This window comes from Streptomyces sp. A012304 (genome assembly GCF_026008495.1).
Lineage (GTDB): Bacteria > Actinomycetota > Actinomycetes > Streptomycetales > Streptomycetaceae > Streptomyces.
Window position 1 is genome coordinate 65,523 of record NZ_BQUN01000004.1, and the last position, 15,112, is coordinate 80,634.

Genomic DNA, 15,112 nt, shown 5'->3' on the forward strand with positions numbered 1-15,112 from the left:
CGGCAGCGTGGATAATAACCACGTCGTCAACAGCATTTCGCCCGAACCGATCTGACCTCGCCTCAGGGAGATGCCGTGTCATCACCTGCGCAGTTCCGGAGCCACGAGTCCGTCCGCGACTCGTCCAGAACCGCCACACTGCATCTCACGGGCAGCCGGGAAGACTTCGCCCAGGCGCGGGACTTCACCCACCGCACGCTCGACAGCTGGTCCCTGGAGCACTGCACCGACGACGCGCTCACCGTCGTCACCGAACTCGCCGCCAACGCCGTCCTGCACGGCCTGCCGGACCTGGACCTTCCGGATCTTCCGGATCTTCCGGAAGAGGACGCGGACGTACGGCTCAGGCTCAGCCTGCGCCGCTCCCACCTGGTGTGCGCCGTCACCGACCCGAGCGACGAACTGCCCGTCTACCCGCACACCGCGGACCCCTTCCAGGAACACGGACGCGGGCTGCGCATCATCGAGGCCCTCTCCGAGCACTGGGGCTGGACCCGCCGCTCCCCCGTCGGCAAGACCGTCTGGGCCATGCTGCCGACCCGCCCCCCGGTCTGACATGCCCGCCCCCCAGAGACCCGCGCCGCTGAAGGACCTGGGACATGTGCCCTGGCCCGCCTTCAAGGACTCGACCGGATCGGCCGCGGCCATCCCCTCCCTGCTCACCACCGTCGCCCGGGGCGACGCGGACACCGCGGGCTCCGCGCTCGACCAGCTGCGCCGGCGCATCTGCCAGTACGGCTTCGTCGTGGACCAGGCGACGGCGGCCACGGTGCCGTTCCTCTGGGAACTGGTCCGGCTGCCCCAAGTCACCTGCCGTGTCGAGATCCTGCGCCTGCTGAAGAGCATCGCCGACGCCCGGCAGTGGGAGACCACGGCCGCCGCCTACCCCAAGCTGCTGCGCCACCCCGACAACCATGTCGCCTGGGAACGCGCCGCCCGACGCGCCGTCCGCGCCCAGCGCGGCGTCCTGCGCCGCCTGCTCGATGAACCCGACACGGAGATCGTCCGGGCCAGCAAGGAACTCGCCGCCGCCCTCACCGACTGATCCCGCTCCCCCGGGAGTCGGCCGCATCAGCGGGGCCAAATAGTAGCCATGGACATAGTATCCATGTAACGTATTGCCCATGAGCAAGGGATTCGAACGGGCCACGCCCGGTTTCCTGGTGTGGCGTCTGTCGACGAAGTGGCGTGTGGCGGTCGACCGCGCGGTGGCACCGCTCGGCCTCACCCACGCGCAGTACTCCCTGGTGGCCTCGCTGCACGGCATGCGACGCGCCGGTGAACACCCCAGTCAGCGCCGCCTCGCCGACCACACCGGCCTGGAGCCGCTGTACGTGTCCAAGCTGGCGCGCGCCCTGGAGGCCGCCGGCCTCGTGGAGCGGACGCGCAACCCCCGCGACCCGCGGGCCGTGCAACTGGCGCTCACCGAGCGGGGCGAGGACGTCACCCGCCGGGCCGTCCAGGTGGTGCACGGGCTGCTGGAGCAGCTCCTGGAGCCGCTCGGCGGCCTGGACAGCGCCCGGACGCACACGTTCACCAGCGAACTCAGGGCCCTGCTCGACGTACCGCTCGACCCCGGCGATCAGCACACCCCGCAGCACACCGACCAGAACGAGGGACTCTCATGACCACCACCGCAACTTCCGTCAACGGCCGGGTCATCGGCCTCGCGCACTACGCCGGCCGCGCCGTCGTGGAGCGCGTCCTCGACCGGCACGGCGCCACGTTCCAGGAGTCGGTGACGCTACGGGCGGCCGTCGTCGCCGACGGCCCCGTGCACCGGGACGCACTCCTCAGGGAGGTCACCGACTCCCTCAAGGCCGACCCGGCCGAGATCGGCGCCGTCGTCGACGCACTGCTGGACAAGGGGCTCCTGGCGGCCGACGGCGGGCGGCTGCGCGTCACGGAGGCCGGAACCGCGCTGCACACCACGGTCGCCGCCGAGACCGCCCCGATCTCGGCCCGGATCTACGCCGGCATCCCGGCGGAGGACCTGGCGACCGCCGGACGGGTCCTCGCGCTGGTCACCGAGCGGGCTGGCACCGAACTGGCCGCCCTGTAGGCCCAGCGGGCCTCCACCCGGACAGTGGAATATTCAACGACCACGGCCGGTTGACGGCGGCGAAGGAGGCCCGAGTGAACATCACCCACGACTACTACGCCCACGGAACGCCGGCCGAACGCTGGGAGCGCGCACGGCAGTTCTTCGACGCGAAGGACTACGCCGCCGCGGCGCGCGTCCTGGTCGGGCTGGTCGAGGAGGTGCCGGAGCAGACCGGACCGCGGCTGCTGCTGGCCCGTTCCTACTACCACTCGGCCCAACTGCGCCGCGCCGAGGCCGAGTTGCGGATCATCGTCGAGCGCGACCCGGTGGAGCACTACGCCCGGCTGATGCTGGGCCGCACCCTGGAGCGGCAGGGCCGGCACGAGGAGGCGGGACCGCACCTGCGCCTCGCCTCGGCGCTCGCGGGCGACTTCCCGGAGGCCTGAACGGCACACGGCGCAAAGGCGGCCCGGCGGTGACGATCACCGCCGGGCCGCCGCCCGTCGTCGTACCGCTCGTCAGGCCGCTCGTCAGGCGGCGGCCCGCCTGCCCCGCCGGTGCGCGATCTCGCCGAGGACGACGTCCACGACGAGGAACGCGGCGAGCGGGATGCCCAGCAGTGGAACGAAGTAGCCGAGGACCGCGATCACCGCCAGCAACGGCACGAGGACGTACGGCGGGACCTGGGCCCAGGCGCCGCGCGGGACCGGCCGGCCGAAGGCGGAGCCCCGGCCGCGCTGCCACCACATGCGGTAGCCCCACAGGATCAGCAGGACCAGCGACAGCGCGAGCGCCATCAGCAGGATCTGGTTGGCCAGGCCGAACAGGACGCCGGTGTGCAGGTCGATGCCCCAGCGGGTGAGCTTGGCGAGCACCGGGTGGTCCGCGAACCGCAGCACGTCGGTGACCTCGCCGGTGGCCGGGTCGATCGCGACGGAGTCCTGCTTGGTGGGCCAGCTGCGCTGCACCTGCTTGACGACGTACGCCGACTCCGCGTCCGCGGGCGGCACGATCTCCACCGGGTCGCCCAGGCCCTCGGCACGCGCGGCGGACAGGACCTTGTCAAGGCCGACGCCGTGCTCACCGTTGCCGCCGGTGCCGGAGGCGGCGTCGTGGCCGGCGTGCTCGCCGCCGCCACCCGCCGCCACCGAGAGCGACGGGGTGGCCCCGCCGAGCGAGGTGCGCAACTCGTCGATGTTCGCCCCGGCGTACTGCGACCAGGTCAGGCCGGTGGCGGACAGGAAGAAGAAGCCGGCCGCGGCCCACACGCCGACCGTGCCGTGCAGGCCGAGTGTGCGGCGCCGTCCGCTGGTGCCGCGGACCTTGCGCAGGGCGCGCCGGCGGGAGAACCACAGGACGACGCCGCCGCCCGCGATCACCCACAGCCAGCTCGCGGCGAGTTCGCTGTAGAGCCGGCCGTTCTCGCCGAGGTGCAGATCGCGGTGGAACTCGTCGATCCAGGTGCGCAGCGGCAGCGCGCCGGTCGAGCCGTACTGCTCCAGCGCGCCGCGCACCTCGCCGGTGTACGGGTCGACGAACACGGCGAGGGAGTGGGTGGGATCGACGCCCTTCACCCCGGACAGCAGCACCCGGGTGGTGGCGTCGTCCGCCGGGGAGGGCCGCACGGCCGTGACGGTGCCCTCGGGATGCGCCTCGCGGGCCGCGGCCACCTGCCGCGAGACGGGCAGCTTGGTGTCACCGGCCGGCACGGTCGTCTCGTGCGCGTAGACGATCCTCTCGGCCTGGAACGCGCCCGCGTACAGGAAGCCGGTGACGGCGGCGACGAGCAGGAAGGGGGCGACGAGCACGCCGGCGTAGAAGTGCAGACGCAGCACCAGGGGACGCAGCGGGGCCCAGGGCCCGCGGGACGACGGTGCGGGCGCCGCGGGTTGCGGGGCCTCGTCCGATGAGGGTTCCCCCGCTGGATCGGAGCCGGAAGCGGGGGAGGTCGAGGGAGCGGTGGACATCGGCGGGCTTCTCCGGAGGGTTCGGTGGGTTTTCGCGGGGACGTTTCAGCCGTGACGGTCCAGTAGTCGGGGCGGAATCCCGCCGAGTTCCCGCCCTTTCAAGTGACCTGCGTCACAACGGCGTTCGGCGTGGCATGCTGGCCCGATGGCATCTCCCGCTCCCCGCGCCCCTCTTGCCGAACGGATCGAGGAACTCCTCGCCCCCGGCGGCCCGTTGCCGATCGTGGCGGCCGGCGACCCGGTGCTGCGCGCCGGTACCGAGCGCTACGACGGGCAGCTCGACCCCGCGCTGCTGGCCCGTTTCGTCGAGGCCCTGCGCGTCACCATGCGGGCGGCGCCGGGCGTGGGCCTGGCCGCCCCGCAGGTCGGGGTGGAGCTGCGGATCGCGGTGATCGAGGACCCGGCACCGGTGCCCGAGGAGGTGCGTCTGGCCCGGGGCCGGGTGCCGCAGCCGTTCCGGGTCCTGGTGAACCCCTCCTACGAGCCCGTGGGCGCCGGCCGGGCCGCGTTCTTCGAGGGCTGTCTGAGCGTGCCGGGCTGGCAGGCGGTGGTGGCCCGGCACGCCGAGGTGCGGCTCAGGGGCGAGGACGAGCACGGCCGTCCCCTGGACGAGGTGTTCGGGGGGTGGCCCGCCCGCATCGTGCAGCACGAGACGGACCATCTCGACGGCGTGCTCTACCTGGACCGGGCCGAGCTGCGGTCGCTCTCCGCCCAGCAGACGGTGGTGGAGCGCTGGGCGCAGCCGACGCCGGTCCAGGCGGCCGAGGCCCTCGGTTTCGAGTTGCCGTGAGGGATCTCAGGTGTCCCGGAGCGCCTCCAGCAGCCGCAGCCACACCTCGCTGATCGTCGGGTAGGACGGGACCGCGTGCCAGAGGCGGGCGATCGGCACCCGGCCGGCCACGGCGATCGTCGCGGAGTGGATCAGCTCACCCACGCCGGGGCCGACGAAGGTGACACCGCGCAGGATCTCGTCCTCCAGGTCGACGACCATGCGGGCGCGTCCCTTGTAGCCGTCGGCGTACAGGCCCGCCCCGGCCACCGAGGACAGCTCGACGTCGACGGCGCGGACGCGGTGTCCGGCCTGTTCCGCCTCCGCGAGGGAGAGGCCCACGGAGGCGGCCTCCGGGTCGGTGAAGACGACCTGGGGGACGGCGTGGTGGTCGGCGGTGGCGGCGTGCGCGCCCCACGGGCCAGAGTCCAGGTCCGCCGTCCCGGAGGCGCGGGCGGCGATGGCGGCGCCCGCGATCCGGGCCTGGTACTTGCCCTGGTGGGTGAGGAGGGCGCGGTGGTTGACGTCGCCGACCGCGTACAGCCAGTCGCTGCCGACGACGCGCAGGCTGTCGTCGACGGTGAGCCAGGAGCCCGGTTCCAGGCCGACGGTGTCGAGGCCGATGTCGTCGGTGCGCGGGGCGCGGCCGGTGGCGAAGAGGATCTCGTCGGCCTCGACGCGGTCGCCGGTGTCGGTGCGGACCACGACCGTGCCGTCGTGGCGCGACACCGACGCGACGGAGGTGCCCGTACGCACGTCGGCGCCGGCCTCGGTCAGCGCCTCGGCGACCAGTTCGCCGGCGAAGGGCTCCATCCGGTTCAGCAGCCCCTTGCCGCGCACCAGGACCGTGACCCGCGCGCCGAGCGCCTGCCAGGCGGTGGCCATCTCGGTGGCGACGACGCCGCCGCCGACCACGACGAGGCGGTCCGGGACGGACTGCGCGCTCGTCGCCTCCCGGCTGGTCCACGGCCGGACCTCGTCGAGGCCCGGCAGATCGGGCAGGACGGCGCGGCTGCCGGTGCACACGGCGACGGCGTGCCGGGCGGTGAGGACCTTGTCCCCCACCGTCACCGTGCGGGGCCCGGTCAGCCGCCCCTGACCTCGGTACAGGTCGGCGCCTATGCCGTCCAGCCAGCCGACCTGGCCGTCGTCCTTCCAGTCCGAGGTGTAGTGGTTGCGGTGGGCGAGGACCGCGGACGCGTCCAGGGGCCCCTGCACCGCCTGGCGCAGGCCGGGCAGGCGGCGGGCGTCGGCGCGGGCGATGACCGGGCGCAGCAGGGCCTTGCTGGGCATGCAGGCCCAGTACGAGCACTCGCCGCCGACCAGCTCGCTCTCCACGACCGCGGTGGTGAGGCCGGCCGCGCGGGTGCGGTCGGCGACGTTCTCCCCCACGGGCCCGGCCCCGAGCACCACGACGTCGTACGCGATGGTTTCCGTTTCCGTCATGGGGTCAGTCTGGTGGGTGGTGTGCGGGGAGGCCACACGGGTAGGGGCGCGGAATACGCGACCGGCCGCACGTGTTGTGCGGACGGCTTCACCCCATGTCAGGAGCCCCTGGCAGGAAGCACCGGGAAGAGGGAATCAGGCCATGAGCAGCACCGTGGAGCTCACCAAGGAGAACTTCGACCAGACGGTCACCGACAACGACTTCGTCCTGATCGACTTCTGGGCGTCCTGGTGCGGGCCGTGCCGTCAGTTCGCCCCGGTCTACGAGAAGGCCGCCGAGGACAACCCGGACCTGGTGTTCGGGAAGGTGGACACCGAGGCGCAGCCGGAGCTGGCCGCCGCCTTCGGTATCCAGTCCATCCCGACCCTGATGATCGTCCGGGACCGGGTCGCCGTGTTCGCGCAGCCGGGCGCCCTGCCCGAGGCCGCCCTGGCGGACGTCATCGGGCAGGCCCGCAAGCTGGACATGGACGAGGTCCGCAAGGCGGTCGAGGAGCAGCAGACCGCCCAGGGCCAGGGTTCCCAGGGCGAGTAGCTCCTACAGGGAGCAGTTCCTAGAAGGGGTACGGCGCCACGTCGGCGCGCACCGTCGTCCAGCGCAGCTCGGTGAAGGCCTCCAGGTTGGCCTCGCCGCCGAACCGGGCGCCGGTGCCGGAGGCGGCGATGCCGCCGAAGGGGGCGACGGCCTCGTCGTTCACCGTCTGGTCGTTGATGTGCACGATGCCGGTCGGGATGCGCTCGGCGAGGTCGAGGCCGCGGGCGGCGTCACGGGTGACGATGCCCAGGGAGAGGCCGTAGGAGCCGGCGGCGGCCAGGGCGGCGGCCTCGTCCGGGGTGGTGAAGGAGCGTACGGGGGCCACCGGGCCGAAGACCTCCTCCGCGTAGGCGGGGGTGTGGTCGTCGACGCCGGCGAGGACGGTCGGGCGGTAGAAGAGGCGTTCGTGCCTGCCGCCCGCCACGAGTTTCGCGCCGGCCGCCGTGCTGGCCTCCACCAGGCCGTGCACCTTGCCGAGCTGGCCGTCGTCGATGAGCGGGCCGAGGTGGACCTGGGCCCGGTGCGGGTCGCCGACGGCCAGCGACTCCGCCTTCGCGGCCAGCCGCTCGACGTACTCCTCGTAGAGGGAGGCGTGCACGAGGTGGCGGCCGGTGGTCATGCAGATCTGGCCCTGGTGGAAGAAGGAGCCCCAGGCCGCGGTGGAGATCACCGCGTCGAGGTCGGCGTCCTCCAGCACGACCAGGGCGGAGTTGCCGCCGAGCTCGAGGTGGGCGCGCTTGAGGTGGCGTCCGGCGGCCTCGCCGACCGACCGGCCGGCGGCGGTGGAGCCGGTGAAGGAGATGACCGGGACGCGCGGGTCGGCGACCAGCGCCGCGCCGGTGTCGGCGCCGCCGGGCAGCACGTGCAGCAGGCCCTCGGGAAGGCCGGCCTCGGCGAAGACCGCGGCCAGCGACAGTCCGCCGCACACCGCGGTGCGCGGGTCCGGCTTGAGCACCACCGCGTTGCCGAGCGCCAGCGCGGGCGCCACGGAGCGGATGGACAGGATCAGCGGCGCGTTGAACGGCGAGATCACCCCGACGACACCGACCGGGACCCGCCGGGTGTAGGACAGCCGGGGCGCCTCGCTGGGCAGCACCTGCCCGGCCGGGCGGGAGGCGAGGGCGGCGGCCTCGTAGCACTCCTGGGCGGCGACGTGCAGTTCGAAGTCGGCCTTGCCGACGATGGAGCCCGACTCGCGCACCAGCCAGTCGCGCAGTTCGTCGGCGTGCGCGGCGAACAGGTCGCCGGCCTTGCGCAGCACGCCGGCGCGCACGAAGTGGGGCATGCGGGCCCACTCGGCCTGGGCGGCGCGGGCCGCCTCGGTGGCCGGGGCGACGTCCTCGGCGGCGGCCAGGACGACCGTGGCGAGGGTGTCGCCGGTGGCGGGCTCGGTGACGGTGTACCGGGGGCCCGTCAGGGCACCGCGGGACTGCCAGGTCGTGGGGTCGAGCAACGGCATGACGGCTCTCCGATCAGTCACGCGGGACTCACTCGGGGAGTGGAGGTCCCGTGCGGTTCGCCGCCGGTTCGGCGGCCGCGTTGCGGGATGCGGCGATCCGGAACGCATCCCTATCTGGTTGAGCGCGCAACATCCTAGTCATGTCGTACGCGCGTGCGGAGGGTTCAGGTGGAGTCGCGGTGCACCACGGTGGCGCCGAGCAGTTCGTGCGACTCGGGTGCCGCGCCCGGGTTGCGGACCGCCCGGTCCACCAGCTCGGCGAGATCGCGGCCGGAGGGCAGCGCGATCCGGACGGTGCTCAGCCGGGGGCGCAGCAGCCGGCCCAGCATGAGGTCGTCCGCACCGATGACGGCCGTGTCCTCGGGGACGCGCACGCCGGCGTCCTGGAGGGCGCGCATCAGCAGCATGGCGTACTCGTCGTTGTAGGCGAAGACCGCGTCGAGGCCGAGGGCGGGCCAGCGGGCCGCGAGGTCGGCCGCCGAGTCCTCGGTGTAGGCGAGGGACAGTTCCGTGACGGTGGCGTCGGTGCCGTGCAGGGCGGCGCGGACGCCGGCGAGCCGGGGCACGGAGAACATGTCCATGCCGCGCTCCTCGGGCACGACGACGCCGACGCGGCGGCGGCCGCGTGCGTACAGGTGCCGCGCGGCGCTGCGGCCGGCCCCCGCGTGGTCCAGGAGCAGGGCGTGGGCGCCCTCGACGGGCTCGGAGCTGAGGGTCACGACGGCGCGGGCCCCGGACCGCTTGAGCACGGCCACGCCCTGCGGGCCGAGCCCGGGGCCCGGCACCAGGACGGCGACCGGCCGCAGTTCGGCCCAGGCGCGCGCGGCGTCGTCCCCGCGCAGGCCGCTGGCGCCGTACTGGACGACGGTGTAGTCGAGGCGGCTGAGGGCGCCCTGGAAGTCGTGCACGAACTGGCTGTAGAGGGGGCCCGCCGGGACGGGCGGGGCGGGCATCAGCACCATCCGGCTGTGTCCGGCGCGCAGGCTGCGGGCGGCCGCGTGCGGCACGTACCCGAGGTCCTTGGCGGCCTGGTGGACCCGTCGGCGGGTGGGCTCGCTGATCCGTACGGCGCTGGTGTTGTTCAGGACGTAGGAGACGGTCGCGCGCGAGACGCCGGCCAGGCGGGCCACGTCGGCGCTCGTGGGCACGGGGCGCGGCACCGACGACGCTGTCGGCGCGGGCTTGTTCGGTATCTGCACCATGACGTACCGCATCTTGGCAGAAGCGGGGACCGGTTTTCCGGGCGGGGGTGACGCTCAATTCGTCAGTTGTTTAACGAAGTTGGCCGCGACGGGCGTCTTCGCGCGGGGCGTCACCGGTCGCGGCGCTCGCCCGTCACCCGGTCCACCAGGTCGATCCAGCCGGCTTCCAGCCGCTCCAGCGGCAGGCCGCACTGCCGCGTCAGATGGTGGACGAGGACCGGGTTGAGGTAGCCCATCAGCGTGTGGGCGAGCAGTTCGCCGTCCGCGTCCGGCACCGCCTGGCGCAGCAGCAGCACCAGATGGCCGTGGAGCACGCGGCGGGCCGGTGCGGCGAAGCGGCGGTCGGCGTCGGCCTCGGCGGCCAGTTGCAGATCCAGTTCGTCCGTCGAGCGCCGCAGCATCGCGACACCGAAGGCCCGCAGCCGCTCGGTGGGCGGCGCGCCGGGCCCGAGCGGCGGCGGGCCGCTGAGGAAGGCCGCCTGGAATGTGCGCTCCGAGTGGTCGAGCAGGGCCATGAGCAGTCCGGTACGGTCGCCGAACCGGCGGAAGACGGTGCCCTTGCCGACGTTCGCCGCGGCGGCCACCGCCTCCATCGTCACCGCTGCCGCGCCGTGCTCGGCGACCAGCTGGGCGGCGGCGCACAACAGCCGGGCCCGGTTGCGGGCCGCGTCGGCACGCAGGCAGGGCTCGTCCTCGGCGGACGACCCGAGCTGGAGCAGCTCGGGCTCACCGGCGTTTTCCTGAGACTTCGGGAAGGGCGGCAGCGCGGCGGACATGAAAACAGCGTAAAGCACCGGGAATGAAACTGGACCACGGTCCGGTTAGGGTGATACAAACATAAACGGACCCCGGTCCGTATCGTTACGGCACTGTTTCAGCCTCTGGGAGTATCCATGTCTGTTCGTATCCTCGCGCTCGTCGGCAGCCTCCGCGCCGGCTCGACCAACCGCCAGCTCGCGGAGGCCGCCATCAAGGTCGCGCCCGAGGGCACCGAGGTGGAGCTCTTCGAGGGCCTGGCCGACATCCCGTTCTACAACGAGGACATCGACGTCGAGGGCAGCGTCCCGGCCGCCGCCGTCAAGCTGCGCGAGGCCGCCCAGGCCGCCGACGCCTTCCTGCTCTTCTCGCCGGAGTACAACGGCACCATCCCGGCCGTGCTGAAGAACGCCATCGACTGGCTGTCCCGCCCGTACGGCGCCGGCGCCTTCGGCGGCAAGCCGGTCGCCGTGGTGGGCACCGCCTTCGGCCAGTACGGCGGCGTGTGGGCGCAGGACGAGGCCCGCAAGGCCGTGGGCATCGCCGGCGGCAAGGTGATCGAGGACCTCAAGCTCTCCATCCCGGGCTCCCTGACCCGTTTCGCCGAGACCCACCCGGTGGACGACGCCGAGGTCGCCGCCCAGCTGACCGAGGTCGTGGCCCGGCTGCACGGCCACGCGGGCGAGACCGCGGCCGCCTGAGCCGGAAGGCCGTAGCCGCACGAAGGGGTCCGGAGCATCCGGACCCCTTCGTCGTGGACGGGTCGCCGCCGGCTCCCTGACTCCCGGTTCCCGGCGCCCCCGGTCCCCGGCACCCGGCCTCCTGACTCCCGGGCCTCCTCCCGGCCCCCGGTTCCCGGCGCCTGGCTCCCGGTCTCGCGGCTCCCGGCTCTCCGAGGAGACCGGTGTGGCGAATGTGGGCCGAGGGGGCGACCGCGGTCCCTCCCGTCTGATAGGGGTGGCGGGATGCAGACCCTTTACCGACGACTGCTCCGGCTGCTGCCCCGCCTCGGCGTCCGGGTGACCGACCTCGCCCCGGGAGCGGCGATGGTCTCCCGGTCCGCCGCCCGCCTCTCGGTCACCGCCGCGGACCGGAGCACCTGGATCGTGCGCCGCACGAAGAACGGCGCGCCGCCGCAGGGCGAGGGCAGCGCCGTCCGGCTCGGCGACAGCGGCGGCGTCCTCCTGCTGGACGCGGCGGCGCGGCGGGACGAGCGCGGACTGCAACTGGCGGCCGCCGAGTACCTGTGCACCCACCACGTGGCCGCGATGCTGGAGCGGTACGCCGTGAACTGCGTCTTCGACGTCGGGGCCAACACCGGCCAGTACGCCCGGCGGCTGCGCCGGCTCGGCTACACCGGCCGGATCGTCTCCTTCGAGCCCGCCCCGGAGGCCTTCGCCCGGCTGGAGCGGGCCGCCGCCGACGACCCCGACTGGCGGGTGCACCCCTTCGCCCTGGGCCGCGCGGACACCGCCGCCGCACTGCACACCGGCTGGAAGACCATGAACTCGCTGCTCGCGCCCAGCGACTACGGCAAGGGCCGCTACGGACGGTTCGCCACCTCCGACACCCAGGAGATCCCGGTGCGCCGGCTGGACGGCGTCATCGACGAGGCGCTGGCGGGCCTGCCTGAACCGCGCCCCTTCCTCAAGATGGACACCCAGGGCTACGACCTGGAGGTGTTCGCGGGCGCCGGGGAGCGGATCGCGGACTTCCTCGGTCTTCAGTCGGAGGTGGCCGTGCTGCGCCTGTACGAGGGCAGCCCGTCGATGGCCGAGTCGATCGCCGCGTACGAGGGGGCCGGCTTCGGCATCACCGGGATGTACCCGGTGACGCGCGAGGCGGCGACGGGGCGGGTGGTGGAGTTCGACTGCGTGATGATGCGGGCGGACGCGGCGCCTACACCGTAGAGCCGTCCGTGGCGGCGGCCTCCTCCTGGCGCTTGGCGGCCCGCAGGCTGGTGACGGTCGTCACGGCGAGGACGAGCACGATGAAGGAGAGCGAGAAGGGGATGCTGATCTCGGGGACGTGGACCCCGGACTCGTGCAGGGCGTGCAACAGCAGTTTGACGCCGATGAAGCCGAGGATGATCGACAGGCCGTAGCTGAGGTGGACCAGCTTCTTCAGCAGGCCGCCGATGAGGAAGTACAGCTGCCGCAGACCCATCAGCGCGAACGCGTTGGCGGTGAACACGATGTACGGGTCCTCGGTCAGACCGTAGATCGCGGGGATGGAGTCGAGGGCGAACAGGACGTCCGTGGAGCCGATCGCCAGCATCACCACCAGCATCGGGGTCATGACCCGCTTGCCGTTCTGCTCGATCCACAGCTTGGTGCCGTGGTAGCGGTCGGCCACGCCGAACCGGCGCTCGACGGCCTTGAGCAGCTTGTTCTCCTGGTACTCCTCGTCGTGGCCGTCCTTGCGGGCGTCCTGGATCAGCTTCCAGGCGGTCCAGATCAGGAACGCGCCGAAGAGGTAGAACACCCAGGAGAACGTCGAGATGATCGCCGCGCCGAGCGCGATGAACACCGCGCGCAGCACCAGGGCCATCAGGACGCCCACCATCAGCACCCGCTGCTGGTACTGGGAGGGCACCGCGAACTTCCCCATGATGAGGACGAAGACGAAGAGGTTGTCCACGCTCAGCGACTTCTCGGTGATGTAACCGGCGAAGAACTCACCCGTCGGGCCCCCGCCGCCGAAGACGTACAGGCCCACTCCGAACGCGCAGGCCAGGAGGATCCAGACGACGGTCCAGGTGCCGGCCTCCTTGACCGACACGTCGTGAGGTCTGCGGCCGACGAAGAAGTCGACGGCGACCAGCGCGCACAGGGCGGCGACGGTCACCAGCCAGACGGAGACGGAAACGTTCACGGGTTGGTACTCCTGGTGCCTGTGTGAAGCCTGTGGGGTCTCGACAGCGTTGTCGACGTCCGGGACCCGCACCACCGCGAGGCGGTGAACAAAGGGTCATGAAATGGCAAGCTTCCTGGTCGGCCGGCGTGTCACCCGCCGGATGGCGGGCAGGTTCCGCCGGACGGCGGTGGTCCGGCGGGCGCGGGGTGGGCCGACCATGGGCGCACGAGCCGCCGCGTTCCCCGCGTGAGGAGAGACCATGACCCTGGTGCCGCCGCCCTTCGACCCCGAACTCGCCGCCGCCCTGGAGATGATCAAGGACGTGATCTCTCCCGCCATGACCCCGGAGGACATCGACATCGTCCGCCAGGGACCGGGCATCGCGCTGCTCGCGGATCTCGACCTCACCCTGGGCGGCGCCTTCGAGGTGGAGGACCGGACGGTCCCGGGCCCCGAGGGCGCGCCCGGCGTATCGCTGCTGATCTGCCGGCCCACCTCGCCCGTGCCCGACCGCCCGCGACCGCTCGTCTACCACGTGCACGGCGGCGGCATGGTCCTCGGCAACAACCGGGTCGGCGTGGACGTGGCCCTGGAGTGGGCGCGGGAGCTCGACATGGTCGTGGTGTCGGTGGAGTACCGGCTCGCCCCCGAGCACCCGCACCCGGCGCCGGTCGAGGACGTGTACGCCGGCCTGCTGTGGACCGCGGAGCACGCCAAGGAGCTGGGCGCGGACCCCGACCGCGTCGTCATCGCCGGGGCCAGCGCCGGCGGCGGGCTCACCGCGGCGCTCGCGCTGCTGCTGCGCGACCGCGGGGGGCCGCGTCCGATCGGCCAGCTGCTGATGTGCCCGATGCTGGACGACCGCAACGACACGCCGTCCTCGCACCAGATGGCGGGCCTCGGCGTCTGGGACCGTACGGCCAACGAGACCGGCTGGACGGCCCTGCTGGGCGAGCGGCGCGGCGGCCCCGACGTCCCGGCGTACGCGGCCCCCGCCCGCGCCGAGGACCTGTCCGGTCTGCCGCCCGCCTTCCTCGACGTCGGCTCCGCCGAGACCTTCCGGGACGAGGTCGTCGCCTACGCCTCCCGGATCTGGCAGGCCGGCGGCATCGCCGAGCTCCATGTCTGGCCCGGCGGCTTCCACGGCTTCGACGGCTTCGCCCCCCAGGCCGCCCTGTCCCGCTCGGCGCGAGCGGCCCAGGTGGACTGGCTGCGCAGGCTCCTGGCGGAGTGAGGGGCGCGGGCCGGCCCGGTCAGCGGCGTTTGAACTCGACCGGGCCCGCGTTCATCTCGATCGTCCCGTCCGCGTGGAGCACCGGGCGGCGCTCGGTCATGCGGGCGCTGTAGGCCTCGACGTGCCGGACGGCCGCTCCGTCGGCGGAGGTGAAGTCGACGAGCGCGATCGCCACCCAGTACCGGGTCTTGGTGTTCTCGTACAGCGGGACGGTGACGACGGAGCCTCGGCCGTCGTCGACGACGACCTTCGCGCCGAAGCTGCGGAAGGAGCCGAATCCGTTGCTGACCGCCGAGTAGGCGCACAGCAGGACGTAGCCCTGCTCGTCGGGGCGGACGATCTGCACCGCCTCACGGCCCGGGACGCGGGAGTCGCCGTCGAGACGGATGTAGGGACGGGCGGTGAGCGAGCCGAGGCGCTTGTAGTAGACGACGTCGGCCTTCTTGCCCGCGTCGGCCTTCTTGCCGGTCTTCGCCACCGTGGACGGGGCGGCCGGGGCCGCCTCGCCGACTCCGCGCACCGGCTCGCCCTGGACGACGTGGCCGGACTTGACGAGGGTGCCGGGCGCGTCCTTGCCGCGCAGCGCCTTGGTGGCGGGCACGTACAGGGCGTACAGGTCGAGGTCGGCGCCCTGCCTGCGGCGCCGTTCGCTGCCGCCGTCCCACTCCAGGGCCACGGTGACCTTCAGGTCTCGGTCACCCTTGTCCATGCTGATGGACACCTGGCTGCCCTTGTCGAGGCTGATCCTGCCGAGCGGCGGCTTCACCAGGCTCGGCGGGGTCGGCGCGGGTGCGGCGGGCGGCGCGAGGGGCGCGGCGACGGGCGCGGGGGCGGGTTCGGGGGC

General features: G+C 73.1%; 16 protein-coding genes and 1 pseudogene. 10 read left to right on the forward strand and 7 right to left on the reverse strand.

Annotation, left to right across the window (positions count from 1 at the left end; genetic code table 11):
- The first annotated feature begins 75 nt into the window (after positions 1-75).
- From ALMP_RS01920 to ALMP_RS01940, 5 genes are all read left to right on the forward strand, one after another.
- Positions 76-555 (forward strand): ATP-binding protein, encoded by a 480-nt coding sequence (locus tag ALMP_RS01920; protein WP_264924195.1) that lies wholly within the window; start codon positions 76-78, stop codon positions 553-555.
- Position 556: 1 nt separating this feature from the next.
- Entirely contained in the window at positions 557-1,045 is a 489-nt protein-coding gene (locus ALMP_RS01925) for a hypothetical protein (RefSeq protein WP_264924196.1), read from the forward strand.
- A 79-nt stretch (positions 1,046-1,124) separates the two neighbouring features.
- Positions 1,125-1,628, forward strand: coding sequence for a MarR family winged helix-turn-helix transcriptional regulator (locus ALMP_RS01930; RefSeq protein WP_264924197.1), 504 nt, complete (start codon positions 1,125-1,127; stop codon positions 1,626-1,628).
- Positions 1,625-2,062, forward strand: a complete 438-nt coding sequence (locus ALMP_RS01935; RefSeq protein ID WP_264924198.1) for a MarR family transcriptional regulator — start codon at positions 1,625-1,627, stop codon at positions 2,060-2,062. Before ALMP_RS01930 ends, ALMP_RS01935 begins: the two co-directional genes overlap by 4 nt.
- A gap of 80 nt (positions 2,063-2,142) precedes the next feature.
- Complete coding sequence (locus ALMP_RS01940) at positions 2,143-2,490, forward strand: M48 family metallopeptidase (RefSeq protein WP_264924213.1); 348 nt, start codon at positions 2,143-2,145, stop codon at positions 2,488-2,490.
- An 84-nt stretch (positions 2,491-2,574) separates the two neighbouring features.
- Here ALMP_RS01940 and ALMP_RS01945 read toward each other — a convergent pair whose 3' ends face one another.
- Complete coding sequence (locus ALMP_RS01945; protein ID WP_264924199.1) at positions 2,575-4,011, reverse strand: PepSY domain-containing protein; 1,437 nt, start codon at positions 4,009-4,011, stop codon at positions 2,575-2,577.
- A 145-nt stretch (positions 4,012-4,156) separates the two neighbouring features.
- Here ALMP_RS01945 and ALMP_RS01950 point away from each other — a divergent pair, with 145 nt between their 5' ends.
- A complete protein-coding gene (locus ALMP_RS01950; RefSeq protein WP_264924200.1) occupies positions 4,157-4,801 on the forward strand; it encodes a peptide deformylase in 645 nt (214 codons plus the stop codon).
- Between the two features lie 6 nt (positions 4,802-4,807).
- On the opposite strand, the gene ALMP_RS01955 is transcribed toward ALMP_RS01950, so the two are convergent.
- Entirely contained in the window at positions 4,808-6,226 is a 1,419-nt protein-coding gene (locus tag ALMP_RS01955; RefSeq protein WP_264924201.1) for an NAD(P)/FAD-dependent oxidoreductase, read from the reverse strand.
- Positions 6,227-6,368: 142 nt separating this feature from the next.
- Here ALMP_RS01955 and trxA point away from each other — a divergent pair, with 142 nt between their 5' ends.
- Positions 6,369-6,761 carry a thioredoxin gene (gene trxA, locus ALMP_RS01960; protein WP_264924202.1) on the forward strand — a complete coding sequence of 131 codons (393 nt, stop codon included), beginning with the start codon at positions 6,369-6,371 and terminating at the stop codon, positions 6,759-6,761.
- A 19-nt stretch (positions 6,762-6,780) separates the two neighbouring features.
- Here trxA and ALMP_RS01965 read toward each other — a convergent pair whose 3' ends face one another.
- The 3 genes from ALMP_RS01965 to ALMP_RS01980 form a co-directional block, all read right to left on the reverse strand.
- Positions 6,781-8,220 (reverse strand): aldehyde dehydrogenase family protein, encoded by a 1,440-nt coding sequence (locus ALMP_RS01965; RefSeq protein ID WP_264924214.1) that lies wholly within the window; start codon positions 8,218-8,220, stop codon positions 6,781-6,783.
- Between the two features lie 164 nt (positions 8,221-8,384).
- Positions 8,385-9,434, reverse strand: coding sequence for a LacI family DNA-binding transcriptional regulator (locus tag ALMP_RS01975; protein ID WP_264924204.1), 1,050 nt, complete (start codon positions 9,432-9,434; stop codon positions 8,385-8,387).
- Between the two features lie 98 nt (positions 9,435-9,532).
- Complete coding sequence (locus tag ALMP_RS01980; RefSeq protein ID WP_264924205.1) at positions 9,533-10,198, reverse strand: TetR/AcrR family transcriptional regulator; 666 nt, start codon at positions 10,196-10,198, stop codon at positions 9,533-9,535.
- Positions 10,199-10,315: 117 nt separating this feature from the next.
- Here ALMP_RS01980 and ALMP_RS01985 point away from each other — a divergent pair, with 117 nt between their 5' ends.
- Together ALMP_RS01985 and ALMP_RS01990 are read left to right on the forward strand one after the other, a co-directional pair.
- Positions 10,316-10,879: an NADPH-dependent FMN reductase gene (locus ALMP_RS01985; protein WP_264924206.1), complete on the forward strand. Its 564-nt coding sequence runs from the start codon at positions 10,316-10,318 to the stop codon at positions 10,877-10,879.
- A 264-nt stretch (positions 10,880-11,143) separates the two neighbouring features.
- Positions 11,144-12,088, forward strand: coding sequence for an FkbM family methyltransferase (locus ALMP_RS01990; protein WP_264924208.1), 945 nt, complete (start codon positions 11,144-11,146; stop codon positions 12,086-12,088).
- Here ALMP_RS01990 and ALMP_RS01995 read toward each other — a convergent pair.
- Complete coding sequence (locus ALMP_RS01995) at positions 12,078-13,052, reverse strand: TerC family protein (protein ID WP_264924209.1); 975 nt, start codon at positions 13,050-13,052, stop codon at positions 12,078-12,080. The genes ALMP_RS01990 and ALMP_RS01995 overlap by 11 nt on opposite strands.
- Positions 13,053-13,293: 241 nt before the next feature.
- On the opposite strand from ALMP_RS01995, the gene ALMP_RS02000 reads away from it, so the two are divergent.
- On the forward strand, positions 13,294-14,268 hold the full coding sequence (locus ALMP_RS02000) for an alpha/beta hydrolase (RefSeq protein WP_264924211.1): 975 nt from the start codon (positions 13,294-13,296) through the stop codon (positions 14,266-14,268).
- Between the two features lie 19 nt (positions 14,269-14,287).
- Here the strand turns inward: ALMP_RS02000 and ALMP_RS02005 are convergent.
- Positions 14,288-15,112: pseudogene (locus tag ALMP_RS02005) on the reverse strand (hypothetical protein); the annotation flags it as partial.

Coding starts and splice junctions, on each gene's coding strand:
- ALMP_RS01925 (WP_264924196.1), top strand. CDS start 557: ATGCCCGCCCCCCAGAGACCCGCGCCGCTGAAGGACCTGGGACATGTG.
- ALMP_RS01930 (WP_264924197.1), top strand. CDS start 1,125: ATGAGCAAGGGATTCGAACGGGCCACGCCCGGTTTCCTGGTGTGGCGT.
- ALMP_RS01935 (WP_264924198.1), top strand. CDS start 1,625: ATGACCACCACCGCAACTTCCGTCAACGGCCGGGTCATCGGCCTCGCG.
- ALMP_RS01945 (WP_264924199.1), bottom strand. CDS start 4,011: ATGTCCACCGCTCCCTCGACCTCCCCCGCTTCCGGCTCCGATCCAGCG.
- ALMP_RS01950 (WP_264924200.1), top strand. CDS start 4,157: ATGGCATCTCCCGCTCCCCGCGCCCCTCTTGCCGAACGGATCGAGGAA.
- ALMP_RS01955 (WP_264924201.1), bottom strand. CDS start 6,226: ATGACGGAAACGGAAACCATCGCGTACGACGTCGTGGTGCTCGGGGCC.
- trxA (WP_264924202.1), top strand. CDS start 6,369: ATGAGCAGCACCGTGGAGCTCACCAAGGAGAACTTCGACCAGACGGTC.
- ALMP_RS01965 (WP_264924214.1), bottom strand. CDS start 8,220: ATGCCGTTGCTCGACCCCACGACCTGGCAGTCCCGCGGTGCCCTGACG.
- ALMP_RS01975 (WP_264924204.1), bottom strand. CDS start 9,434: ATGCGGTACGTCATGGTGCAGATACCGAACAAGCCCGCGCCGACAGCG.
- ALMP_RS01980 (WP_264924205.1), bottom strand. CDS start 10,198: ATGTCCGCCGCGCTGCCGCCCTTCCCGAAGTCTCAGGAAAACGCCGGT.
- ALMP_RS01985 (WP_264924206.1), top strand. CDS start 10,316: ATGTCTGTTCGTATCCTCGCGCTCGTCGGCAGCCTCCGCGCCGGCTCG.
- ALMP_RS01990 (WP_264924208.1), top strand. CDS start 11,144: ATGCAGACCCTTTACCGACGACTGCTCCGGCTGCTGCCCCGCCTCGGC.
- ALMP_RS02000 (WP_264924211.1), top strand. CDS start 13,294: ATGACCCTGGTGCCGCCGCCCTTCGACCCCGAACTCGCCGCCGCCCTG.